This window comes from Enterobacter cloacae complex sp. 394I7 (assembly GCF_057320345.1).
This window is the reverse complement of sequence record NZ_JBXWCR010000004.1, coordinates 147,281-170,772: the sequence shown is the minus strand read 5'-3', so window position 1 is coordinate 170,772 and position 23,492 is coordinate 147,281. Positions and strand designations below refer to the sequence as shown.

At 54.3% G+C, this 23,492-nt stretch carries 20 protein-coding genes; 5 read left to right on the top strand and 15 right to left on the bottom strand.

The annotated features are described in order from the left end of the window. Nucleotides 1-12: 12 nt before the first annotated feature. From amtB to AC2FAP_RS16615, 5 genes are all read right to left on the bottom strand, one after another. The gene (amtB, locus tag AC2FAP_RS16635; protein ID WP_020885201.1) at nt 13-1,299 is read right to left on the bottom strand and encodes an ammonium transporter AmtB; all 1,287 of its coding nucleotides are present in this window, start codon (nt 1,297-1,299) and stop codon (nt 13-15) included. A gap of 35 nt (nt 1,300-1,334) precedes the next feature. Next, the gene (glnK, locus tag AC2FAP_RS16630) at nt 1,335-1,673 is read right to left on the bottom strand and encodes a P-II family nitrogen regulator (protein WP_008503304.1); all 339 of its coding nucleotides are present in this window, start codon (nt 1,671-1,673) and stop codon (nt 1,335-1,337) included. A gap of 222 nt (nt 1,674-1,895) precedes the next feature. Further along, entirely contained in the window at nt 1,896-3,677 is a 1,782-nt protein-coding gene (locus AC2FAP_RS16625; RefSeq protein ID WP_020885202.1) for a SmdB family multidrug efflux ABC transporter permease/ATP-binding protein, read from the bottom strand. Beyond that, nucleotides 3,670-5,442 (bottom strand): SmdA family multidrug ABC transporter permease/ATP-binding protein, encoded by a 1,773-nt coding sequence (locus AC2FAP_RS16620; RefSeq protein WP_277492617.1) that lies wholly within the window; start codon nt 5,440-5,442, stop codon nt 3,670-3,672. The genes AC2FAP_RS16625 and AC2FAP_RS16620 overlap by 8 nt, the downstream gene beginning before the upstream one ends. A 50-nt stretch (nt 5,443-5,492) precedes the next feature. Next, entirely contained in the window at nt 5,493-5,951 is a 459-nt protein-coding gene (locus AC2FAP_RS16615; RefSeq protein WP_020885204.1) for an Lrp/AsnC family transcriptional regulator, read from the bottom strand. A 115-nt stretch (nt 5,952-6,066) separates the two neighbouring features. Here AC2FAP_RS16615 and AC2FAP_RS16610 point away from each other — a divergent pair, with 115 nt between their 5' ends. Beyond that, nucleotides 6,067-7,113 (top strand): PLP-dependent cysteine synthase family protein, encoded by a 1,047-nt coding sequence (locus AC2FAP_RS16610; protein WP_040016790.1) that lies wholly within the window; start codon nt 6,067-6,069, stop codon nt 7,111-7,113. A gap of 41 nt (nt 7,114-7,154) precedes the next feature. Here AC2FAP_RS16610 and cof read toward each other — a convergent pair whose 3' ends face one another. Beyond that, nucleotides 7,155-7,973 carry an HMP-PP phosphatase gene (cof, locus tag AC2FAP_RS16605; protein ID WP_014168878.1) on the bottom strand — a complete coding sequence of 273 codons (819 nt, stop codon included), beginning with the start codon at nt 7,971-7,973 and terminating at the stop codon, nt 7,155-7,157. Between the two features lie 101 nt (nt 7,974-8,074). Here cof and AC2FAP_RS16600 point away from each other — a divergent pair, with 101 nt between their 5' ends. Continuing rightward, entirely contained in the window at nt 8,075-9,775 is a 1,701-nt protein-coding gene (locus tag AC2FAP_RS16600; protein ID WP_079231356.1) for an SgrR family transcriptional regulator, read from the top strand. A 66-nt stretch (nt 9,776-9,841) separates the two neighbouring features. Beyond that, nucleotides 9,842-10,537 carry a 7-cyano-7-deazaguanine synthase QueC gene (gene queC, locus AC2FAP_RS16595; protein ID WP_014168876.1) on the top strand — a complete coding sequence of 232 codons (696 nt, stop codon included), beginning with the start codon at nt 9,842-9,844 and terminating at the stop codon, nt 10,535-10,537. 60 nt (nt 10,538-10,597) lie between these two features. Here the strand turns inward: queC and AC2FAP_RS16590 are convergent, their stop codons facing one another. The 9 genes from AC2FAP_RS16590 to bolA all read right to left on the bottom strand — a co-directional run bounded on the left by AC2FAP_RS16590 (nt 10,598) and on the right by bolA (nt 20,961). Beyond that, the gene (locus AC2FAP_RS16590; RefSeq protein ID WP_014168875.1) at nt 10,598-10,996 is read right to left on the bottom strand and encodes a YbgC/FadM family acyl-CoA thioesterase; all 399 of its coding nucleotides are present in this window, start codon (nt 10,994-10,996) and stop codon (nt 10,598-10,600) included. Nucleotides 10,997-11,095: 99 nt separating this feature from the next. Next, nucleotides 11,096-11,476, bottom strand: coding sequence for a helix-hairpin-helix domain-containing protein (locus AC2FAP_RS16585; RefSeq protein WP_040016787.1), 381 nt, complete (start codon nt 11,474-11,476; stop codon nt 11,096-11,098). A 148-nt stretch (nt 11,477-11,624) separates the two neighbouring features. Further along, on the bottom strand, nt 11,625-13,496 hold the full coding sequence (gene ppiD / locus AC2FAP_RS16580) for a peptidylprolyl isomerase (protein ID WP_449541493.1): 1,872 nt from the start codon (nt 13,494-13,496) through the stop codon (nt 11,625-11,627). A 212-nt stretch (nt 13,497-13,708) separates the two neighbouring features. Further along, nucleotides 13,709-13,981 carry a nucleoid-associated protein HU-beta gene (hupB, locus tag AC2FAP_RS16575; protein WP_002444653.1) on the bottom strand — a complete coding sequence of 91 codons (273 nt, stop codon included), beginning with the start codon at nt 13,979-13,981 and terminating at the stop codon, nt 13,709-13,711. Between the two features lie 210 nt (nt 13,982-14,191). After that, entirely contained in the window at nt 14,192-16,546 is a 2,355-nt protein-coding gene (lon, locus tag AC2FAP_RS16570) for an endopeptidase La (protein ID WP_014168872.1), read from the bottom strand. Between the two features lie 183 nt (nt 16,547-16,729). Continuing rightward, the gene (gene clpX, locus AC2FAP_RS16565) at nt 16,730-18,004 is read right to left on the bottom strand and encodes an ATP-dependent protease ATP-binding subunit ClpX (RefSeq protein WP_020885209.1); all 1,275 of its coding nucleotides are present in this window, start codon (nt 18,002-18,004) and stop codon (nt 16,730-16,732) included. A 126-nt stretch (nt 18,005-18,130) separates the two neighbouring features. Then, complete coding sequence (gene clpP, locus AC2FAP_RS16560) at nt 18,131-18,754, bottom strand: ATP-dependent Clp endopeptidase proteolytic subunit ClpP (protein ID WP_020885210.1); 624 nt, start codon at nt 18,752-18,754, stop codon at nt 18,131-18,133. Between the two features lie 260 nt (nt 18,755-19,014). Beyond that, nucleotides 19,015-20,313 (bottom strand): trigger factor, encoded by a 1,299-nt coding sequence (tig, locus tag AC2FAP_RS16555; protein ID WP_014168868.1) that lies wholly within the window; start codon nt 20,311-20,313, stop codon nt 19,015-19,017. 330 nt (nt 20,314-20,643) lie between these two features. Next, entirely contained in the window at nt 20,644-20,961 is a 318-nt protein-coding gene (gene bolA, locus AC2FAP_RS16550; protein ID WP_013095855.1) for a transcriptional regulator BolA, read from the bottom strand. A 304-nt stretch (nt 20,962-21,265) separates the two neighbouring features. Here bolA and AC2FAP_RS16545 point away from each other — a divergent pair, with 304 nt between their 5' ends. Continuing rightward, nucleotides 21,266-21,844, top strand: coding sequence for a lipoprotein (locus AC2FAP_RS16545; protein WP_014168866.1), 579 nt, complete (start codon nt 21,266-21,268; stop codon nt 21,842-21,844). A 46-nt stretch (nt 21,845-21,890) separates the two neighbouring features. Continuing rightward, complete coding sequence (ampG, locus tag AC2FAP_RS16540) at nt 21,891-23,366, top strand: muropeptide MFS transporter AmpG (protein WP_322414576.1); 1,476 nt, start codon at nt 21,891-21,893, stop codon at nt 23,364-23,366. Nucleotides 23,367-23,492 lie beyond the last annotated feature (126 nt).

Here is a 23,492-nt window from a genome sequence, read left to right as displayed (position 1 = left end):
CCGTTTTGCTTATCAGGCGTTGTACGCATTCTCGCCGTGGCTGTTGACGTCCAGACCTTCGCGTTCCTGCTCTTCCGGAACACGCAGACCGACGGTCATATCCGCCAGCTTATAGCCGATGAAGGCCACAACGGCAGACCACACGACTGTGATGGCAATACTTTCCAGCTGCACCAGCACCTGGTGAACCATCGTGACGCCTTCTGCGTACCCCACGCCACCCAGCGATTTCGCCGCGAAGATACCGGTCATGATACAACCGACGATGCCGCAGACGCCGTGTACACCGAAGACATCGCATGGGTCATCGACGCGCAGAACACGTTTCAGCGCCGTCACACCCCACAGACCCGCCAGACCGGCGACCAGCCCGACAAGCAGCGCGCCGCCAACACCGACGTAGCCACAAGCTGGCGTGATACCAACCAGACCGGCAATTGCACCTGAACAGGCACCCAACAGTGAAGGCTTACCGCGTACCGCCCACTCACCAAACACCCATGAGAGGATCGCACCCGCCGTTGCCACAACCGTGTTCACGAAGGCCAGCGCGGCGATTTCGTTTGCTGCGCTTGCTGAACCGGCGTTGAAGCCGAACCAGCCAAAGTAAAGGATCGCTGTACCGGTAAAGACCATCGGCAGGTTGTGCGGTTTGAACGCTTCTTTACCGAAGCCCACGCGTTTGCCAATCAGGTATGCCCCTACCAGGCCCGCCACCGCGGCGTTGATGTGTACAACGGTACCGCCTGCGAAGTCCAGCGCGCCATGGCTCGCCAGCAGACCGCCACCCCAGACCATGTGCGCAATCGGCACATAGGAGAGCGTCAGCCAGACCACCACGAAGATCAGTACGGCGGAGAAGCGAATACGCTCAGCCAGCGCACCGACGATCAGCCCAACGGTGATACAGGCGAACGAGCCCTGGAAGGCAACGTGAATATATTGATAGAAACTGCCCATCAGCGCGGTCAGTTCGATGTTTTTCAGCATGACCCAGTCAAAGTTTCCGAAGAACGCATTGCCCGTGCCGAAGGCCAGAGAGTAACCGTAGACCACCCACAACACGCAAACCAGCGCGAACGTGACGGCAACCTGCGTCAGCATGGAGAGAACGTTTTTGCCACGGATCAGGCCGCCGTAGAACAGCGCAATGCCCGGAATGGACATGAACAGCACCAGCGCGGTGCTGATCATCATAAAGGCGTTATCGGCTTTGTCTGCCACCGCAGGGGCAGCCAGTGCCAGGCCCGGCAGCAGTGCCAGCGAACCCAGACCCGTTTTGATTGTTGCTATCTTCATTTTCTCGATCCCTATCACTGTGTGCCAGGAGTTACTTACAGTGCCGCTTCGTCAGATTCGCCGGTACGGATGCGAATGACGCGCTGCAATTCGGCAACGAAAATTTTGCCGTCGCCAATTTTGCCGGTGTAGGCCGCTTTGCTAATGACATCAATAACTTCATCAAGCTGGTCATCAGCAATCGCGACATCAATTTTTACTTTTGGCAGGAAGTTAACGCTGTATTCTGCCCCGCGGTAAAGCTCGGCATGACCCTTCTGACGACCAAAGCCTTTCACTTCGGTGACAGTCAGTCCCTGAATACCCATGGAAGACAATGCTTCACGCACGTCTTCGAGTTTGAATGGTTTGATTACAACCGTAACCAGCTTCATAGATCCCCTCCAGTCAGAATTCGGTAATGGCCGCCGCTAATACGCAGAAGACATTGCAAGGGGTGTGCCAGAAATAAAAACCTGAGGGAAACGCGCTGCAATGAGCTTTACACGAGCGTGTTTAACGAACCGGTGAAAAAAAACGCACCATGACAGTGCACGGTGCGTTTCAGTTTTGCACCAACAGTAATGACTGTTAGCGCGCTGCCTTGTTTTGGTGCATCAGGCGCTGAGGGACTCGTCCTCACGCACGCTGGCGGCCAGCTCTTCACCGGCCAGCTGCAGTTGATACATCTGCCAGTAGCGCCCTTTTGCTTCGAGCAGCTCCCGGTGCGTACCGCGTTCGACGGCCTGACCGCGATGCAACACCAGGATGGTGTCTGCGTCGACAATCGTTGAAAGACGGTGTGCGATAACCACCAGTGTCGTGTGATCACGCACCGCGGCCAGCGCCAGCTGGATAGCCTGCTCAGTACCAGAGTCAATGCTGGCGGTCGCTTCGTCGAGTATCAGCACCTGCGGCGTTTCAATCAGCACCCGCGCCAGGGCCAGAAGCTGCTTCTGTCCCACCGAGAGGTTATTCCCCTGCTCACCGAGCCGGGTATTGATCCCATCGCTAAAGCCGCGCGCCAGCTCTGCCAGCTGCACGGTTTCCAGCACATCCCACACCTGTTGCTGGGTATAGTCCCGACCGAGAGTGACATTGGCGTAAAAGGTATCGGCCATGACTACCGGGTCTTGCTGCACCATTGCAACGCCTTTGCGCAACACATTGTGGCTCAGTGATGCGAGCGGACGACCATCAATGCGGATTTCACCCTGACTGACCGGGTAATAGCCCATCAACAGGCTGGCGAGGGTACTTTTGCCGCTACCGGTGTGCCCCACCAGCGCCACAAAGCCGCGCGACGGCACATCAAGAGAGATGTCCTGCAACACCAGACGGTCTTCACGGTAAGCAAACGAGACCTTATCAAACGTAATCTCTCCGCTTTGCAAAGGACGCTCATCATCGCCGTAGGTCTGACGTGGCCGGTCCATCAGTTCGAACACGCGCTCCCCCGCCACCACGGCCTGTTGTAACATAGACTGCTGGGTGGTGAGTTCTATCAACGGTTCATTAAGGCGTCCCAGATAGCTGATAAAAGCGTACAGAACCCCAACTTCAATTGTTCCGTTCGCGCTCATCCCGAAAAGCATCAGCAGGCCACAGAGAACCAGCGCCGAGAAGAGGCTCAGCAGTGGACGTAGCAGGAAACCGTCCAGTCGCAGCGTTTGCATACGCGCCATATAGTGCGACCGGCTGGCTTCCCCCATGCGTTCACCAAAGCGAGCCTGCTGGCGGAACTGCTGAATGACGCTCATGCCGTTGATCACTTCGTTGAAGCCATCGTTGATATCGGCCAGATAGGCGCGCACCCGACGCACAATCGGCGTGCTGTAGCGTTGATAGATGACCATTACAATCAATACGGCCGGGAAGATGGTGATCGCCACCAGAGCCATACGCCAGTTGAGGCTGAACATCGCCACCAGCATGGCGCCAATCAGCGCCGCGCTGCGCAGCACGGTTGCCACGACGGTGACATACAGATCGCGGATCACCTCGGTATCGTTGGTCACCCGGGATATCACCTGCCCAACCGGCTGGGTATCAAACTCGCTCAACGGCTGACGCAGCGCCGCATCCATCACATCCGTACGTAGCTTCTGCACCACGCCCACGGCCGCCCGGTTAAAGAGCAGAGACTGAGCGTAATGCAGTGACGCCGCAGTCAGCTGTAGCCCAACGTAGGCCACACCTAACCCCGCGACGAGCCCCAGCGGCAAATAGCTTTTTGCCACCATATTGTCGATAAAGTAGCTGATAAGCAGCGGACCGCTCACTTCTGCAATCGCGGCAATCCACAGCAACAGTACGGCAAGCGAAAGCGGTTTTCGCCACGGAGAACCATAGGCCAGCAGGCGTTTTAGCGTCGGCCACTGCGTCACGGTCTTACGCATTAGCGTTCTCCTCATCCTGTTCCGGGGCGTCGTCTAGCGCCGCTTCAAGCTGCTGATAACGATACATATCGCGATACCAGCCCGGTTGCTCCGCAAGCTGTTCATGCTGTCCGCGCTGGGCAATGTGCCCGTGCTGTAATACCAGAATTTCATTGGCTTCCGTCAGCGCCGACAACCGGTGTGCACTGATGATCACCGTCCTTCCATCCCCCCACTGTCGCAGGTTATGCAGGATCTGGTGCTCGGTGCGGCCATCGACGGCGGAGAGCGCATCATCAAGGATAAGGATTTCGGCATTCAGCAGCAGCGCGCGGGCAATCGAGAGACGCTGTTTTTGCCCGCCGGAAAGCATAACGCCACGCTCACCCACTTCCGTTTCATAGCCCTGTGGCAGACGCAGAATATCGTCATGGACGCTGGCCAGGCGCGCGACGTGCTCAATCTCTTCCTGAGTCGCCGCCGGGCGTCCGAGGGCAATGTTATTCGCCACGGTGTCAGAAAAGAGAAACGGCGTCTGGCTGACCACCGCCAGACGACCGCGCCAGTCATCGAGCAGCAGGTTCGTCAACGGAATATCATGGAAGCGAATATCGCCCTGCGTGACGTCAAAGTGACGTTGAACCAGGGAGAGTACGGTACTTTTCCCGGCGCCTGTCGGACCGCAGATACCGAGCATCTGACCCGGTTTGAGCGTAAAGCTGACGTTCTCCAGTACCGTATGTTCCGTTTGCGGATACACAAACTTACGGACGTCGACATTCATCACGCCGCGCCCTTCCGGTACCGATTCGCTACCGTCATTCACCACTGGCGCTTCGGCAAGCATCGCGCGAATACGGCTGTAGGCGGCGCTGCCGCGCTCTACGATGTTAAACATCCAGGCCAGTGCCAGCATCGGCCATATCATCAGCCCCAGGTACATGGCAAAGCTGGTCAATTGCCCGAGGGTTAGCGAGCCCTGCACCACCATCCAGCTCCCGCCACCAATGGCCAGCAGGTTTGCCATGCCAATCGCGACATAGATTGTCGGGTCAAACCGCGCATCGATACGCGCAACGCGCATGTTCTTCGCCCCCGTGTCGGCGGCATCGGCTGCAAACAGCGCGGATTGTCGATCTTCCAGGCCAAACGCTTTGATCATGCGGATGCTGGTCATGCTCTCCTGCGTACGGTCATTCAGCGAGGAAAACGCCGCCTGCGCCAGCTTGAAGCGCTCATGAAGCTGTTCGCCATAGCGGTTGATCGCCAGCGCCATCAGCGGCATAGGCAGCAACGCCAGCAGCGTGAGCTGCCAGCTTATCTGGGTGGACATCACAATCAGAACCGCACAGCCCATCACCAGAGAGTCCACCAGCGTTAACACCCCTTCCCCGGCGGCAAACACGACGCGGTCAACGTCATTGGTGGCGCGAGCGATAAGATCCCCGGTGCGATGACGCAGGTAGAACTCGGGATGCTGGCGGCTCAGCTGACGATAAAAATCTTCACGCAGTTCGACGGCCAGCTGATAGGACGCCCCAAACAGCAGTACCCGCCAGACGTAGCGCAGCAGATAGACAATGATGGCCGTCAGCACCAGCGTGCCGACCCACATCAACACCCGTGCGGTGGTGTAATGCTGTTCTGTAACGCCATCCACCACGTATCCCACCACTTTCGGTGGAATTAACTGCAGGATGGCAATGATAATAAGCAGGGCCACAGCGCCGAGGTAGCGTTGCCACTCCCGACGAAAGTACCAGCTTAATTGGGCAAATAATCGCACGCGGTTTGTTCCTGAAGGTATGGATCCGGCTACGCCGGGAAGTTATTCAATTAATCAATAGGTAGTGCTGTGGTGTATTTAATCTGTTCCATGGCGAAGCTCGAGGTGACGTCCGACAAGCCCGGTACGCTGTTCACCAGCCGCTTGTAAAAATCATCATAACGCTTCATGTCTGCCACCTGGACGCGCATCAGATAGTCATACTCTCCCGCCATGCGCCAGAAACCGAGCACCTCCGGCATCTCGGAGACCTGTGTTACGAAGCGGCTGTACCACTCGCTGCTGTGATGTTGGGTTTTTATCAGGACAAATGCCGTCAACCCAAGCCCCAGTTTTTCGGGATCTAAAAGCGCGACTCGCCCCAGAAGGATGCCGTCATCTTCAAGCTTCTTGAGGCGCTTCCAGCACGGCGTGGTGGTCAGATTAACGGCATCTGCCAGTGCCTGCAAAGAGAGGGTACAGTCACTTTGCAGTAAAGAAAGCAGCTTACGGTCTATTTTATCTAGCATACCCACCTCACAGAGAAAAATTTTCTCCCTTCATTCTATTTTAAAGGCCATATAGCAACAATTTTTTCTGTGCTTTTCGCTATGCTGGGCACAAAATGACAAACGGATAAATACGATGAATAGCGCCTGGGTTAAACATGCCATCAGCGAAATCAATGCCGACTATCAGCGCTCGGCGGACACCCATCTCATTCGCCTGGCTCTGCCGGGTTTTGCTGGCATCCAGCTGTACCTGAAAGATGAAAGCACCCATCCCACCGGTAGCCTGAAGCATCGCCTGGCGCGTTCGCTCTTTTTATACGGTCTATGTAACGGCTGGATTAAGGAGGGAACCACGATTATTGAATCCTCCTCCGGTTCAACCGCCGTATCCGAAGCCTACTTTGCCCGCCTGCTGGGCCTGCCGTTTATCGCCGTGATGCCCTCCTGCACCGCGAAACGAAAAATTGAGCAGATCGAATTTTACGGTGGACGCTGCCACTTTGTGGAAAGCGCCTGCGAAATTTACGCCGCGTCTGAAATGCTGGCCCGTGAGCTGAATGGCCACTATATGGACCAGTTCACCTTTGCCGAGCGAGCCACAGACTGGCGCGGCAATAACAACATTGCCGACAGTATTTTCCGCCAGATGACCCACGAACCTCACCCTGTTCCGTCGTACATCGTGATGAGCGCCGGTACTGGCGGTACCTCAGCCACCCTGGGGCGTTACATCCGCTGTCAGGGCTATGATACGCAGCTGATGGTGGTGGATCCGCAGAACTCGGTGTTCCTGGACTACTGGCAAAGCCGCAATGCGGATCTGCGCAGCCCGGTGGGCAGTAAGATTGAAGGTATTGGCCGCCCGCGCGTGGAGCCTTCATTCATTCCGGACGTAGTGGATGAAATGCTCCGCGTGCCGGATGCCGCCAGCGTGGCAACCGCGCACTGGCTGGAGACACAAATTGGTCGTAAAGTCGGTGCATCTACCGGCACCAACATGTGGGGAGCCCTGCAGCTTGCGGCTCGCATGCGTGAAGAGGGGCGCACCGGCTCTATCGTCACCCTGCTCTGCGACAGCGGCGAGCGCTATCTTGAGACCTATTACAATGCGCAGTGGGTTCAGGCAAACATCGGCGATATTGAGCCGTGGAAAGCGCAGATTACGCAGCTGGTGAAATAAAAAAAAGCCAGACCGGGGTCTGGCTTGCTGGAAGGGTCTCACTATTCGGGGGAATATGGGAGGTTGTTGTTGTCCAGCCAATGCGTCAAAAAATGAGACACTGCTTCGTTACCGCAGTGCCCGATAACCGGTAGATGGGGAAGCTCTGCCTTCAACTGCGGCATCGCATTTCCCATGATCAGACCGCGACCAACGCTGCCCAGCATTTCGCGGTCGTTCATGGCGTCGCCAAACGCCATACATTCCTGCATCGTTAAGCCCAGGTGATCGCTCAGTACCGCCAGCGCCGATCCTTTATTACACCCAACCGGCAAAACCTCGAGACAGTCCACCGCTGAAAAGGTCAGGTGCGCCCGGTCGCCTAACGCGTCATTCAGCTGAATGCGTAAGCGACAAAGATCGTCATGATCGCCGCAGAAACAGATCTTCGTCACCGCGTGAGCCGGAATACGGCGCAGATCGATAAGCTGATAGCGGAAACCACTGTAGACATGGGCGTGCAGCAATGCCGGAATGTCATGCCCGGTAAACCAGCCGTTATCGTTAAAGACATGAACGCTGGCCCGGGTGTCCCAGGTGCTGTGCAGGACGATATCTGCCACTTCCGGGTTGAGATCCTGACGGTGGAGAACATCGCCTTCGACAGAGTGAATGCGTGTCCCGTTGCCGGTAATAAGAAAAGCATCCAGGGAAAATGCCCCCAGCAAATGGCGCATCTCCAGCACATGACGGCCGGTGGCAAACGTCAGGGTGACATCACGTTCATGCAGGCGCTTCAGGGTACTCAGGGTTTTCTCACCCAGACGGTGATCCGGCATTAACAACGTACCGTCCATATCAAACGCAGCGAGACGAGCCATGATTACTCCTGAAATGTGATGCGGTTAACTTGTGCATCAGTATTGCGTGAGATATACGGAAGTAATAGTGAATAGATGATAATTATTGTTCAGGGTTTCTCATGCGCCAGCTTAACCGACTCAACCAGTACCACCGTTTGTGGCAGCCTTCCGCTGGCGCGACGCAGCAGGCCACCATCAGCGAGCTGGCCGCCCGCTGTTTTTGCAGCGAACGGCATGTCCGTACGTTACTGCGTCAGGCACAGGAGGCGGGCTGGCTTAGCTGGCGAGCGCAGTCTGGCCGCGGTAAGCGTGGGGAGCTGACTTTCCACGTCACCCCGGAGTCACTGCGCAATGTGATGATGGAAGAGGCGCTGAAGCGTGGGCAGCAGCATAACGCGCTTGAGCTGGCCCAGCTGGCACCGGAGGAGCTGCGGTCACTGCTTCATCCGTTTTTAGGCGGCCAGTGGCAAAACGATACGCCGACGCTGCGCATTCCCTATTACCGCTCGCTGGATCCACTGCATCCCGGCTTTTTACCCGGTCGGGCGGAACAGCATCTGGCAGGACAGGTCTTTTCCGGGCTGACGCGTTTTCACGGTAACAGCAGCGAACCGACGGGCGATCTTGCCCATCACTGGGACGTGTCGGAGGACGGACTGCGCTGGCATTTTTATATTCGCTCCACGCTTCACTGGCATAACGGTGATAAAGTCGAAACGGCCCAGTTACAGGAGAGTCTGAATGCGATGTTGACGCTCCCGGCCATGCACAGGCTTTTTCAGAGCGTGCTGCGCATTGAAGTTACCCATCCGCAGTGTCTGACGTTTATTTTACACAAGCCCGACTACTGGCTGGCGCATCGGCTGGCAACCTATTGCAGCCGTGTGGCGCACCCGGCACAACCGATGACAGGCAGCGGACCTTTCAGGCTCACCGCGTATAAGCCGGACCTGGTTCGTCTGGAAAGCCATGAGCAGTATCACCTTAGCCACCCGCTACTGAAGGCCATCGAGTTCTGGATCACCCCTCAGCTATTTGATCAGGGGCTTGGAACCAGCTGCCGGCATCCGGTACAAATCGCCATCGGGGAGCCTGACGAACTGACCCGTTTGCGGCTGGTGAGTAACAGCATCAGCCTGGGATTTTGCTACCTCACGCTGAAGCGCAGCCCGCGTCTTAGCGAAATGCAGGCAAGACGCCTTATCAACATCATTCACCTCTCAACGCTTCTGCATACTCTTCCTCTGGATGAGGGGCTTATCACCCCAACGCAGGAGTTGCTGCCGGGCTGGCGTATTCCTGAGTGGCCGGATCTCACGGATGTCCCTTTGCCTGAGACGCTGACCCTGATTTACCATCTGCCCGTCGAGTTACATACCATGGCGAGTCAGCTAAAAGCGTATCTTTCCCGCCAGGGCTGCGCGTTAACGGTCATCTTTCACGATGCCAAAACGTGGGACGGATGTCAGCATCTTGCCGACGCGGACCTCATGATGGGAGACAGGCTGATTGGCGAAGCACCGGAATACACCCTTGAGCAGTGGCTTCGCTGCGATGCGCTATGGCCGCACCTGCTGAGCGCGCCGCAACATGCCCATCTGCAGGCGACACTGGATGCCGTTCAGACTCAGGCTGACGAGCATGCCCGGCATCGCGGGCTGAAAGCTATTTTTACCCAACTCATGGAGAGCGCGGTGCTGACGCCGTTGTTTAACTACCAGTACCAAATCAGCGCGCCCCCGGGAGTCAATGGCATACGGCTTAACACCCGCGGCTGGTTCGATTTCACCGAAGCCTGGCTCCCGGCCCCCAAATCGTGAAGAAGCTGGTCGTCGCCGTAGTCAGACGGTAACATGATGTTTTTACCGTAACTGTCGAGATGATTTATGAAACGTGCCGTCGTCGTGTTCAGCGGAGGACAAGATTCCACTACCTGCCTGGTTCAGGCGCTTCATCAGTACGATGAAGTTCACTGTGTCACTTTCGATTATGGTCAGCGACATCGCGCTGAAATCGACGTCGCCCGTGAACTGGCGCTGAAACTGGGCGCGCGCGCGCATAAGGTGCTGGACGTTACGCTGTTAAATGAACTGGCCGTCAGTAGCCTCACCCGCGACAGTATTCCCGTTCCTGACTACGAACCTGATGCCAGCGGCATTCCGAACACCTTTGTGCCAGGCCGCAACATTCTCTTCCTGACGCTGACGGCGATCTACGCCTACCAGGTGAAAGCCGAAGCGGTGATCACGGGCGTGTGTGAAACCGACTTCTCCGGGTACCCTGACTGCCGTGACGAGTTCGTGAAGGCTCTCAACCACGCCGTGAATCTGGGGATGGCAAAAGAGACGCGCTTTGAAACGCCACTGATGTGGCTTGATAAAGCGGAAACCTGGGCGCTGGCAGACTACTGGGGCAAACTGGACATGGTTCGCAGCGAAACCCTTACCTGCTACAACGGCATAAAAGGTGATGGTTGTGGCCAGTGTGCGGCCTGTAATCTGCGCGCAAACGGACTGAATCACTATCTGGCCGATAAAGCGGGCGTGATGTCGGCGATGAAGAAAAAAACCGGGCTCAAATAAGCCTCTTTGACCGTGCTGGCGAACAGAATATCGACAGCACGGGTCATGAACACAACGCGTCTAGACGATCATCAACTGCAGTTTTTCCCGCAACTCCCCTTCCAGCGGCAACGCTTTCTGGGTTTTCAGATCGATACAGACAAAGGTGATCAGCGCGTCGGCAACGGCCTGGCCTTCAGGATCCAGCGTCACCGCCTGGGTTAACACGCCGCTCTTGCCGTTTAACTGTTGAAGCTGGCTGGTGATGGTCAGCACATCTCCCAGCACGGCCGGACGACGGTAGTTGATATTGATGTTGACGACCACGAACGCGATGTTGTGCGCGGTCATCCACTGAAAGCTTTCGCTGCTTTCCAGACCGTCCCAGCGCGCTTCTTCAAGAAACTCAAGATAACGGGCGTTGTTGACGTGCTGGTAAACATCGATGTGGTAGCCGCGTACTTTGATTTTTGTCTGCATAGCGCAATAGCCTTTACTGTTGTTATAGGATAAGAGGTCATGACTGGTATGACCTCTTTATCCTGGCAAAATTTTGCCGCCGTGCAAGTAATTATGTGATTACAACGTCAGGTGTGAGAGGTTGCGCTCAACCAGCGCCCCGCCCATACCGGGTACTTGCTTAAGATCGTCAACCGTTTTGAAAGGACCGTACTCTTCGCGATAGCTGACTATCGCCTGCGCTTTTTTTAGCCCTACGCCATTCATCACCCGGGCGAGATCCTCTGCCGATGCCGAATTGATACTGACTCGCGTACCGTCATCATCCGCGCTTTTTCCGGCATCCGTGGCTTTCGTCTGGCCAGCTGCGGGTGCCGCTGCGTCAGACCTGGTTTGCACCGCCGGTGTTTTCGCCGCAGGTGTCGTCGCCAGCGCACCTGCGCTCATCCCGGTGGTGGCAATCGCCAGAGTAATGAACAGAGCCTTGATTCCACATTTCATGCTGTTATCTCCTTGTTTGTTGACAGCCAGGCCACAATATCCAGCGTTATAACCCGGCACAAACGGCAGATTGCAGAAATGGAAAAGGCCGCGAAAGCGGCCTTTAGTTATTGCAGAGCGTTACGAAAATATGCGAGCAAATACGTAATTATTGCTGCTGAGTCATCACGTCACCGAGCTTGATTTTGGCTTCTGTGCGCAGGTTGCTCATCATCGCTTCGAAAGCAATCTGGGCATTGTTCTGGGTAATACCCTGCACCATCGCTTTCTTCTGCTCTTCAGGCATCGTGCCTGCTTTCACGTCGTCCAGTGCGAGCAGAACGACGTTACCCTGCATATCGGTAGTGGTACCGAAGCTTGGTTTGTCCTTCGCAGGCAGGCTCAGACCGAACGCTGCCTGACTGACAGGATCCTGACCGGTACGGCTCAGCGTTTTTGGCTCACCGAAGCTCAGACCTGCCGCTTTCAGTGCATCCTGTTTACCCGCTTTCAGGTCAACCAGAATCTTCTCAGCATCCAGTTTTGCCTGCTGTTCCGCTTTGTTGTGCTTAACCTGAGCAACCACCTGATCTTTCACTTCTGCCAGCGGTTTAATCGCTTCTGGTTTGTGCTCGCTGACGCGAAGAACAAACGCACGATCGCCGTCGACGGTAATGATGTCAGAGTTGCTGCCCGGCGTGCCATTCTCGCCAACCAGACCACCGTTGAAGATGGCATCAGCAACCGGTTTGAAATTCAGCTCTTCCGGCAGGTTGTTACGACCGAACCAGCCGGTCTCAACCGCTTTCACCCCTGCAGCCTGCTCAGCACCCGCCAGAGATTCGTTGTCGTTGCTGGCAGCATCACTGACTTTCTGTTGCAGCGCGTAGTATGCATCCAGCGCTTTTTCCTGCTTCACTTTCGCTGCGATATCATCGCGAACGTCAGCCAGCGGCTTGGTTTTCGCGGCCTCGATATCATCCAGACGCGCCACCAGGAAACCAACGGAAGATTTAATGACACCCGAAAGCTGGCCTTTGTCTTTCAGACCGGCATTTTTCAGTTCGTCAGGCGTGGTGCTCTCTTCCAGCCAGCCCATATCACCGCCGTTTTTAGCAGAGATAATATCGGTGGATTTCGCTTTCGCGAGGGAGGCGAAATCAGCACCCTTATTCAGCTCATCCAGCACGGCTTTGGCATCTGCCTCAGTTTTGGTCTGGATCACGCTGTAGCGGTTACGCTGCGGCTGAGTGAACTGATCCTGATGCTGATCGTAATAAGACTGAATTTCCGCGTCAGAGGCTGTTTCCTGCAGCGCGGCAGCATCCAGCTTGATGTAGCTCACACGGAACTGTTCTGGAGCAACGAAGTTATTCTTGTTCTGCTCGTAATAGGCGTTAATGTCCGCGTCGCTAACCTGCTGCTTCGCTGCCAGAGCATTCACATCAATGGTCGCTTCACGTACCACGCGATGCTGTGCAACCAGGGCTGCCAGCTCTTCCGTCTCACCTTTGAGCATGAAATCAGTGCCAACGACGGCATTGATGAGCTGTTGGGTTGTCAGTTGATTACGCAGAGCCTGAGCGTATTGATCGGCAGTCATGCCCATCTGATTAATGATGCCGTTGTAACGCGCATTGTCGAATTTGCCGTTAGACTGGAAAGCCTGAGTCGATAAGATGGCTTTTTTAACCTGCTCATCGCTGATGCCCAGGCCCAGTTTTTTCGCGTATTGATCCAGCAGCGCTTCGTCGATCAGACGGTTCAGGGTCTGTTGGCGCAGGGATTTCATATACCCTTCGTTTGCCGCGAGTTCAGAGAATTGGTCGCCCAGCTGTTGCTGCATACGGTTACGTTCACCGGCAAAAGCATTCTCGAACTGACCACGGCTGATCTCCTGGCCATTCACTTTTGCGGCATAGTTCGCGCCACCGCCGATAAGGTAACTGCTCACGCCGGTCAATATGAACGACACGATAATGATACCGAAAATAATCTTGAGCACGAGACTGTTAGCAGCCGTGCGTAAGCTGTCCATCATGGTGTAACAACACTCCGCTGTAGGTGACTGGTTACCTGACGCTAACGGAAAATCCTGCCCGTCGCGCGTAAAGGCGTATTGTGACAAGAAAACGGTGCGATTGTCAGCCCACAACTCGCATAAACTCGCACAAATCAGGCCTGGACAAACAAAAAAGGCACATCAAATGATGCGCCCTTGTACTATTCGGCTTCCCTGAGATGGGAAAGCAATCAGTTTACTGCGTCTTTCAGCGCTTTACCTGCACGGAAACCCGGCACTTTAGCGGCAGCAATGGTGATCTCTTTACCGGTCTGAGGGTTGCGGCCAGTACGGGCAGCACGCTCTTTAACAGCAAAAGTACCGAAGCCTACCAGTGCAACGTCGTCCCCAGCCTGCAGAGATTCAGTAACAGAAGCAATTAATGCATCTAACGCACGTCCAGCTGCAGCTTTAGAAATATCAGCACCAGCAGCAATTTTGTCAATCAGTTGAGATTTATTCACTGTTCTCTTCCTCTCTTTATAATTTATATCGCGCCTGAATCCTTCACAACGCGACCGCGCAGCAGTTATATCAGGCCTGCCATGACCTTACAACACCCGTTGTTGATGGCTGGCCTAATCAGCAATCTAAATTAGCTATACAAAAAAAGGCTGGCAAGTGCGAAATGACTTACCAGCCTTACTTTTATTGACGCTCTTTGCGCGAGGTCACTATTTTGCGGTTACAACCTGCATTCCGGAAGGTTCATTCTGCAGGGCGAGAGTCAGAACTTCCTCAATTCGCTTCACAGGATGAATCTGCAGATCGGCAATCACGTTGTCCGGAATCTCTTCCAGATCGCGTTTATTTTCGTAAGGGATCAATACGGTTTTGATCCCACCACGGTGTGCCGCCAGCAGTTTTTCTTTTAACCCACCGATTGGCAGCACCTGGCCACGCAACGTGATCTCACCGGTCATTGCCACATCGGCACGCACCGGGTTGCCGGTAAGGCAGGAAACCAGTGCGGTACACATGGCAATACCTGCGCTTGGGCCATCTTTCGGCGTTGCCCCTTCAGGCACGTGCACGTGGATATCGCGTTTCTCGTAGAAATCAGGGTTGATGCCCAATTTCTCCGCACGCGCGCGTACCACGGTCAGCGCGGCCTGAATCGACTCCTGCATCACTTCACCCAGAGAGCCAGTGTAGGTCAGCTTGCCTTTACCCGGAACACAGGCGGTTTCAATGGTCAGCAGATCGCCACCCACTTCCGTCCATGCCAGACCGGTGACCTGGCCCACGCGGTTTTCATTGTCCGCGCGACCATAGTCAAAGCGCTGAACGCCCAGATAGGCATGCAGGTTGTCGCCATTGATCACGATGTGTTTCAGGCTCTTATCCAGCAGCAACTGTTTAACCGCCTTACGGCACAGTTTAGAGATTTCGCGCTCAAGGCTACGCACGCCCGCTTCACGGGTGTAGTAGCGGATGATGCCAATAATCGCGCTGTCCTCAACGGTCAGCTCGTTAGCTTTCAGCGCATTACGCTCAATCTGCTTCGGCAGCAGGTGCCGTTTCGCAATGTTCAGTTTTTCGTCTTCGGTATAACCGGAGAGACGAATCACTTCCATACGGTCCAGCAGCGGCGCCGGAATGTTCATGGAGTTCGAGGTCGCGACAAACATTACATCGCTCAGGTCGTAATCCACTTCGAGATAGTGATCGCTGAACGCCACGTTCTGTTCTGGATCAAGAACTTCCAGCAAAGCTGACGCCGGATCGCCACGCATGTCCGAAGACATTTTGTCGATCTCATCGAGCAGGAACAGCGGGTTTTTAACGCCCACTTTCGCCATCTTCTGGATCAGTTTACCCGGCATAGAACCGATGTAGGTACGACGGTGACCGCGGATCTCCGCTTCATCGCGTACGCCACCCAGCGCCATACGGATATACTTACGTCCGGTCGCTTTGGCGATGGACTGACCCAGAGAGGTTTTCCCTACCCCCGGTGGTCCCACCAGGCACAGAATCGGGCCTTTGATTTTGTTCACACGGCTTTGGACTGCGAGGTACTCAAGAATGCGGTCTTTCACGCGCTCAAGGCCGTAGTGGTCGGTATCCAGGATCTCCTGCGCCTGACGCAGGTCTTTTTTGACCTTGCTGCGGGCATTCCAGGGAACCTGAACCATCCATTCGATATAACCACGCACGACGGTCGCTTCAGCCGACATTGGAGACATCATTTTCAGCTTCTGCAGTTCTGCTTCGGCTTTCTCTTTGGCCTCTTTCGGCATTTTCGCCGCGTCGATCTTACGCTTCAGCGCTTCGTTTTCGTCAGGGGCGTCATCCATCTCGCCGAGCTCTTTCTGGATGGCTTTCATTTGCTCATTCAGATAGTACTCACGCTGAGATTTCTCCATCTGCTTTTTAACGCGGTTACGAATACGCTTCTCAACCTGCAGCAGATCGATTTCAGACTCCATCATCGCCATCAGATATTCCAGACGTTCGTTAACGTCGGACATCTCCAGCACGGACTGTTTGTCTGCCAGCTTCAGCGGCATGTGTGCAGCGATGGTGTCCGCCAGACGCGCAGGATCGTCGATGCTGTTCAGCGACGTCAGCACTTCTGGTGGGATTTTCTTGTTCAGCTTGATATAGCCTTCGAACTGGCTAATCGCGGTGCGCACCAGCACTTCCTGCTCGCGCTCATCCAGCTGAGGTGATTCAAGGTACTCTGCCTTGGCAGAGAAATGCTCGCCATCGTCAGACAGGGTGGTAATACGCGCACGCTGCAAGCCTTCTACCAGCACCTTAACGGTGCCGTCAGGCAGCTTCAGCATCTGCAAAATAGAGGCCACGGTCCCGACGGTGAAAAGATCGTTTACACCCGGCTCATCCGTTGATGCTTCTTTCTGCGCCACCAGCATGATTTTTTTATCATGATCCATGGCGGCTTCGAGGCAACGGATAGATTTTTCCCGCCCTACAAATAAGGGTATGACCATGTGCGGATAAACCACCACATCGCGCAACGGCAATACGGGGATTTCAATGCGTTCAGAACGCTCAGGATTCATAGAGCTCTCTCTTAGTTTAGTGTCCGCCAGGTAAACTGGTCATGTCACTGTGCTTCACATAACCATTAACATGTATCCAGTATATGGGGATGTTTCCCACACATTCAACGCCGCGTATACGGAAAAATAAAAGGGGAGATAAAATCCCCCCTTTTTGATTAACTGCTTGTATGATTTGGTGAATTATTCGCCAGATGCCTGTTGCGCTTCCGGCTTGCCATAAATCAGCAATGGCTTGGTCTGGCCGCTAATGACCGACTCATCAATCACCACTTTCTCAACATCTTCCATTGACGGCAGATCGTACATGGTGTCAAGCAGCGCCGCTTCCACGATAGAACGCAGGCCACGCGCACCGGTTTTACGGATCATCGCTTTCTTGGCAATCGCGTCCAGCGCTTCGTCACGGAATTCCAGCTCAACGCCTTCCAGATTGAACAGCGCCTGATACTGCTTGGTCAGCGCATTTTTCGGCTCTTTCAGAATCTGGATCAGCGCGTCTTCACTCAGTTCGTTCAGCGTTGCCACAACAGGCAGACGGCCAATGAACTCAGGAATCAGACCAAACTTGATCAAGTCTTCTGGCTCAACCTGTGACAGCAGCTCGCCTTCGTTCGGCTTTTCGGACGAGGCTTTCACCGTCGCGCCAAAACCAATGCCGGAGCCGGTTTCAACACGGTGAGAGATCACTTTATCCAGACCGGCAAACGCACCACCACAGATGAACAGGATCTTGGACGTATCAACCTGCAGGAACTCCTGCTGAGGATGTTTACGGCCACCCTGCGGTGGAACGGCTGCAACCGTACCTTCGATCAGCTTCAGCAGCGCCTGCTGCACGCCCTCACCCGATACGTCACGGGTAATGGACGGGTTGTCAGATTTACGGGAGATCTTGTCGATCTCATCGATGTAAACAATCCCGCGCTGCGCTTTCTGTACATCGTAATCGCATTTCTGCAGCAGTTTCTGGATGATGTTTTCTACGTCCTCACCCACATAACCGGCTTCGGTCAGGGTGGTGGCATCGGCCATTGTGAACGGAACATCCAGCAGACGCGCCAGCGTTTCAGCCAGCAGCGTTTTACCGGAACCGGTTGGGCCGATCAGCAGAATATTACTTTTACCCAGTTCTACGCCATTGCTGGTATCACCGTTACGCAGGCGTTTGTAGTGGTTGTATACCGCCACGGCGAGCACTTTTTTCGCCTGCTCCTGACCGATGACATAGTCGTCAAGATGATGACGAATTTCATGCGGCGTTGGCAGCGCGCTGCGCTCGCGGTGAGGTGCTACTTCTTTAATCTCTTCGCGAATAATGTCGTTACATAAGTCAACACATTCGTCGCAGATATACACGGACGGCCCGGCAATCAGTTTACGCACTTCATGCTGGCTTTTGCCGCAAAAAGAGCAGTACAGCAGTTTGCCCGAACCATCTTTGCGTTTATCTGTCATGAGTCCAAACCTCTTTTTAAGTTCTTTGTGCCGCACATGACGACGCAAATGCCATTTTCAGACGCAAGCTGCTTTTAGCAACATGCCGCCCTACCTGAGTATAGCGGCACACTCGCGTCACGGGCATCAATTACGATGGGTCAAAACGGAGTCGACTAAGCCGTACTCAACAGCCTCAGAGGCAGAGAGGAAACGATCGCGCTCGGTATCGCGCTCGATCTGCTCAAGAGATTGACCCGTATGCTGCGCCATAAGTTCATTCATGCGCGCTTTTACTTTCAGAATTTCGCGGGCGTGGATTTCAATATCCGTCGCCTGCCCCTGATAACCCCCCAGCGGCTGGTGAATCATCACGCGGGAATTTGGCAGGCAGAAACGCTTACCTTTAGCCCCTGCGGTTAACAGGAACGCCCCCATAGATGCAGCCTGACCCATACAGATAGTGCTGACATCTGGCTTGATGAATTGCATGGTGTCATAAATGGACATACCTGCCGTGATCACGCCGCCCGGGGAGTTAATGTACAGGTAAATGTCTTTTTCCGGGTTTTCCGCTTCCAGAAACAGCATCTGCGCCACGATCAGGTTAGCCATGTGGTCTTCCACCTGGCCGGTCAAAAAGATAACGCGCTCCTTGAGCAGACGGGAATAGATATCAAAAGAACGCTCACCACGTGAGGTCTGTTCAATAACCATTGGCACCAGAGCCATATGGGGTGCAAAGTTATCTCGTTCGCCACTGTATGACATTTCCGTCTCCTGGATCAAAATTGAAAACACCTGCTGTACTGATTGTAACCTTACGGACGGATTATCAGCCAGTCTCAATCATCGTGATTACACACTTATGGGGTTCATACTGCCCTATTTCAAGCATAACAACCTTTTGTTGTTACGCTAACACTGAAAGGGCGTTTTAGCACTCTTCCTGGGGTAAAGCCGTGATAAAAAAAACCCGTCGCCGGAAGGCAACGGGTTTTTTGTTCAAACTTTAAACCCTGGGGGCGAAATTACGCCTGCTGGTTCATCAGTTCGTTGAAAGAGGTCGCTTTTTCGGTCACTTTCGCTTTCGCCAGTACCGCTTCAACAGCCTGCTCTTCCAGTGCAACATTGCGCATGTTGTCCATCAGCTCTTTGTTCTTACCGTAGAACTCGATCACTTCTGATGGATCTTCGTATGCAGAAGCCATCTCTTCGATCAGGCCTTTCACACGCTCTTCGTCAGCTTTCAGCTCGTGGGTACGAATCACTTCGCCCAGCAGCAGGCCAACAACAACGCGGCGTTTAGCTTGCTCTTCGAACAGCTCGCGTGGCAGTTCCATCGCTTGCTGCTGGTTGCCACCGAAACGCTGTGCAGCCTGACGGCGCAGAACGTCGATTTCGCTGTCAATCAGGGCAGCCGGAACGTCGATTTCGTTCGCTTTTACCAGACCGTCAATCGCCTGAGATTTCACACGGTTACGTACAGCGCCGTTCAGCTCACGTTCCATGTTTTTACGCACTTCGGTACGCAGACCGGCTACAGAACCATCTTCCACGCCGAAACGCTTGATGAATTCTTCAGTCAGTTCAGGCAGTTCGCGCTCTTCAACTTTCTTCAGATTGATAACGAACTTCGCTGCTTTACCTTTCAGGTTTTCAGCGTGGTACTCTTCCGGGAAGGTCACGTCGATGGTGAACTCTTCGCCCGCTTTGTGACCTTTGATACCGTCTTCGAAGCCTGGGATCATACGACCCTGGCCCATTGCCAGTACGAAGTCAGACGCTTTACCGCCTTCGAACTCTTCGCCGTCTACAGAACCGGTGAAGTCGATGGTCACACGGTCTTCCGCGTCAACAGCACCTTCTTTCTCTTTCCAGTTCGCCTGCTGCTTACGCAGAGTGTCCAGCATGCCGTCAACGTCTTCGTCAGTCACGGAAACAACAGGTTTTTCAACTTCGATAGATTCCAGACCTTTCAGCTCAACTTCCGGGTACACTTCGAACTCTACGGAGTAGGTGAAGTCTTCGCCCTGTTTGTATTCGCCTGGAACGTAATTCGGCGCACCGGCCGGATTAATTTTTTCTTTGATGATCGCATCAATAAAGTTGCGGCTCATCAGTTCACCCAGCACATCCTGACGCACGGAAGCGCCATAACGCTGAGCAACAACATTCATCGGTACTTTGCCCTTACGGAAGCCGTCAATACGTACTTTTTTTGCTACGTTGACCAGCTCGCTTTTCACAGCAGTTTCGATGCTGTCAGCAGCGATAGTAATCGTTACACGGCGGCCAAGGCCTTGAGTGGTTTCAACTGAAACTTGCATCTTGTTACCTCAAAAAAATCACAGTGCTCGGTCAACTCTGAATCTGTCTGTTATACCGGGATGCTCTCTTAGTGCAGATTCACATTCCCTGTCGCCAGAATCATCCCGAAGACATTCATTAAGACGCGGCATTATAGCGGCATCACTTAGGTGAGTCGAGAACGGTTGGGGCATGTTGCTGCGGCTTTTTTCACACTTTAAGGCTATTTTTAGCCTTAAAAACGCACCATCCGCTCAAAACTCAGACAAAACAAAACGGCCCGGAGGCCGTTTTGAGGAAATCTGTATGCAACATACTGGAAAAGCTCCAGCCGTTGCAAATCCGATTTATCAGGCGATGGTGCCTGCGCCGCGACACGGCGGCGATGCAAATACCGTATCCTGCAAGCCTTCCCATTCCTTAATGGTATAGGTGTGCAATGCCAGCGCATGTACGGTTGTGGAGAGTTCTTCCGTCAAGGTGCTGTAGATCAAGCGATGTCGGTTCAGGAAACGTTCTCCCGTGAAGCGATCGCTGACCAGAACCACTTTAAAGTGGCTTTCAGAACCTGCCGGCACGTTATGACGATAGCTTTCGTCGACGACTTCGAGGAACACAGGGTTGAACGCTGCCCTTAATTTATCTTCTATCTGTTCACGTATCATCATGAAATCACTCCTCCGACAACGCCAGGATGTCACCCATCCCTTTAAATATTAGCCGCTTTTACCGTTTCCATTACAACAAGACAACAAATATTTAGCTTTCGTCTTATTTTCTCATTCAGACGAATGAAGTTCACTGTGAGACTCATACCTTTTGACCTTCGCGCGTGGAGAAAAAGGCGGGGCTGGTCAGTTTTCGGACAAGGCGATGAATTTACATGCGTTGACCACTTCCCCTGGCCGTTAGCGATGTTATGATGGCGGCAATTTTTCTCTGTAATGCTTACGATTCGTTGAGAACCTGAAAATGTTAAAAAAACTCTTCTTTCCGTTGGTAGCACTTTTTATGCTGGCAGGCTGCGCTACCCCGCCTACAACCATTGATGTCTCCCCTAAGATTACCCTGCCTCAGCAGGATCCTAGCCTGATGGGCGTAACCGTAAGCATTAACGGTGCCGATCAGCGTCAGGATCAAGCCCTGGCTAAAGTGACCCGCGACAACCAGCAGGTAACGTTGACCGCCTCACGCGACCTGCGCTTCCTGCTGCAGGAAGTGCTTGAGAAACAGATGACTTCCCGCGGCTATATGATTGGCCCAAGCGGTGCGGTTGATCTGCAGATCATCGTGAACAACCTGTACGCTGACGTGTCCCAGGGTAACGTTCGCTACAACATCTCCACCAAAGCGGATATCGCCATCATCGCGACCGCGAAGAACGGCAACAAGATGACCAAAAACTACCGTGCGAGCTACTCTGTTGAAGGCGCGTTCCAGGCGTCCAACAAAAATATTGCTAACGCGGTTAACAGCGTGCTGACTGACACCATTTCCGATATGGCGCAGGACACCAGCATCCACGACTTCATCAAGCAAAACGCGCGTTAATCCCGCTTCCTGACCCGGTGTTTCACCGGGTCAGCTTTATATGAACATGTCGAGTTATTACTTACGTATTTTCCAGCAACCTAAATCAGCCATCCTGCTGATCCTTGGTTTCGCCTCCGGTTTACCTCTCGCCCTCACCTCCGGCACGCTGCAGGCCTGGATGACCGTCGAGAATATCGATCTCAAAACCATTGGTTTCTTCTCCCTCGTCGGCCAGGCTTACGTCTTTAAGTTCCTGTGGTCGCCGGTGATGGACCGTTATACCCCGCCGTTCCTGGGCCGTCGTCGCGGCTGGTTAGTGATGACCCAGGTCCTGTTGCTGATCGCAATCGCGGCGATGGGCTTTCTTGAACCCACGACGCAGCTTCGCTGGATGGCCGCCCTTGCGGTGGTAATCGCCTTCTGTTCTGCCTCGCAGGATATCGTTTTTGATGCCTGGAAGACGGACGTGTTGCCTGCAGAAGAGCGGGGAGCCGGCGCAGCCATTAGCGTGCTGGGCTATCGTCTGGGGATGCTGGTATCCGGTGGTCTGGCGCTGTGGGTGGCCGACCGTTATCTCGGCTGGCAGGGCATGTACTGGCTGATGGCCGCCCTGTTGATCCCCTGTATTATTGCCACCCTGCTCGCCCCCGAACCGAGCGATGTGATCCCGGTTCCACGTTCTCTGGAGCAGGCCGTTGCCGAACCTCTTCGCGACTTCTTTGGCCGCAACAACGCCTGGCTTATCCTGCTGTTAATCGTCCTTTATAAGCTCGGCGATGCCTTCGCGATGAGCCTGACCACCACCTTCCTAATTCGCGGGGTCGGGTTTGATGCCGGTGAAGTCGGCGTGGTGAACAAAACGCTCGGGTTGTTTGCGACTATTGTCGGGGCCCTGTACGGCGGCGTATTAATGCAGCGTCTGACGCTCTTTCGCGCACTGCTGATCTTCGGCATCCTGCAGGGGGCATCGAACGCCGGTTACTGGCTGCTGTCGGTGACGGATAAGCATATGATCAGCATGGGCGCCGCGGTGTTTTTTGAAAACCTGTGCGGCGGTATGGGGACAGCGGCGTTTGTTGCCCTGCTGATGACCCTGTGCAACAAATCGTTTTCCGCGACGCAGTTCGCTCTGCTCTCGGCGCTTTCCGCCGTTGGTCGCGTGTATGTCGGGCCGATTGCCGGCTGGTTTGTTGAAGCCCATGGCTGGCCAACGTTCTACCTCTTCTCCGTGGTAGCGGCAGTGCCTGGGCTCTTATTGTTACTGGTCTGTCGCCAGACGCTGGAATATACCCAGCGAACAGAACACTTTATGCCACGCACGGAATATCATCGCGCTTACCGTTTTGCGTTACGACTGTTAATGGCGGGTTGCTTTGCCCTGGTGCTGTGGCTCGTGGTGCTCATTATTAATGCCACCACCTCTCTGGTACTGCCTCTCGAAGCGCTTCTGCTGGATGCCGGCGCGCTGCTGGCGGTTGCCGGGATCCTGACTGGCGGGCTGCTCGATTTCATGGCGCTGCGTAAAACGCAGTTAACCTGAAGTAAAATCCGAAAGGTTATTTCCCGTTGTAATCACGAACCGAAATTATAACGGTGAAATAGCCGCCAGCCGCTAAAAAAAATATTTGTTGTTTTGTGCGGGATAGGATTCGGAAATTATTGGAGT

What these genes read in the sequence shown, in the direction of transcription:
- AC2FAP_RS16545 (WP_014168866.1), top strand. Translation starts at nt 21,266, where the DNA reads ATGTTAAAAAAACTCTTCTTTCCGTTGGTAGCACTTTTTATGCTGGCA.
- tig (WP_014168868.1), bottom strand. Translation starts at nt 20,313, where the DNA reads ATGCAAGTTTCAGTTGAAACCACTCAAGGCCTTGGCCGCCGTGTAACG.
- AC2FAP_RS16615 (WP_020885204.1), bottom strand. Translation starts at nt 5,951, where the DNA reads ATGCTAGATAAAATAGACCGTAAGCTGCTTTCTTTACTGCAAAGTGAC.
- AC2FAP_RS16600 (WP_079231356.1), top strand. Translation starts at nt 8,075, where the DNA reads ATGCGCCAGCTTAACCGACTCAACCAGTACCACCGTTTGTGGCAGCCT.
- ppiD (WP_449541493.1), bottom strand. Translation starts at nt 13,496, where the DNA reads ATGATGGACAGCTTACGCACGGCTGCTAACAGTCTCGTGCTCAAGATT.
- bolA (WP_013095855.1), bottom strand. Translation starts at nt 20,961, where the DNA reads ATGATGATACGTGAACAGATAGAAGATAAATTAAGGGCAGCGTTCAAC.
- AC2FAP_RS16590 (WP_014168875.1), bottom strand. Translation starts at nt 10,996, where the DNA reads ATGCAGACAAAAATCAAAGTACGCGGCTACCACATCGATGTTTACCAG.
- AC2FAP_RS16585 (WP_040016787.1), bottom strand. Translation starts at nt 11,476, where the DNA reads ATGAAATGTGGAATCAAGGCTCTGTTCATTACTCTGGCGATTGCCACC.
- amtB (WP_020885201.1), bottom strand. Translation starts at nt 1,299, where the DNA reads ATGAAGATAGCAACAATCAAAACGGGTCTGGGTTCGCTGGCACTGCTG.
- clpX (WP_020885209.1), bottom strand. Translation starts at nt 18,004, where the DNA reads ATGACAGATAAACGCAAAGATGGTTCGGGCAAACTGCTGTACTGCTCT.
- glnK (WP_008503304.1), bottom strand. Translation starts at nt 1,673, where the DNA reads ATGAAGCTGGTTACGGTTGTAATCAAACCATTCAAACTCGAAGACGTG.
- clpP (WP_020885210.1), bottom strand. Translation starts at nt 18,754, where the DNA reads ATGTCATACAGTGGCGAACGAGATAACTTTGCACCCCATATGGCTCTG.
- lon (WP_014168872.1), bottom strand. Translation starts at nt 16,546, where the DNA reads ATGAATCCTGAGCGTTCTGAACGCATTGAAATCCCCGTATTGCCGTTG.
- queC (WP_014168876.1), top strand. Translation starts at nt 9,842, where the DNA reads ATGAAACGTGCCGTCGTCGTGTTCAGCGGAGGACAAGATTCCACTACC.
- ampG (WP_322414576.1), top strand. Translation starts at nt 21,891, where the DNA reads ATGTCGAGTTATTACTTACGTATTTTCCAGCAACCTAAATCAGCCATC.
- AC2FAP_RS16625 (WP_020885202.1), bottom strand. Translation starts at nt 3,677, where the DNA reads ATGCGTAAGACCGTGACGCAGTGGCCGACGCTAAAACGCCTGCTGGCC.
- AC2FAP_RS16610 (WP_040016790.1), top strand. Translation starts at nt 6,067, where the DNA reads ATGAATAGCGCCTGGGTTAAACATGCCATCAGCGAAATCAATGCCGAC.
- cof (WP_014168878.1), bottom strand. Translation starts at nt 7,973, where the DNA reads ATGGCTCGTCTCGCTGCGTTTGATATGGACGGTACGTTGTTAATGCCG.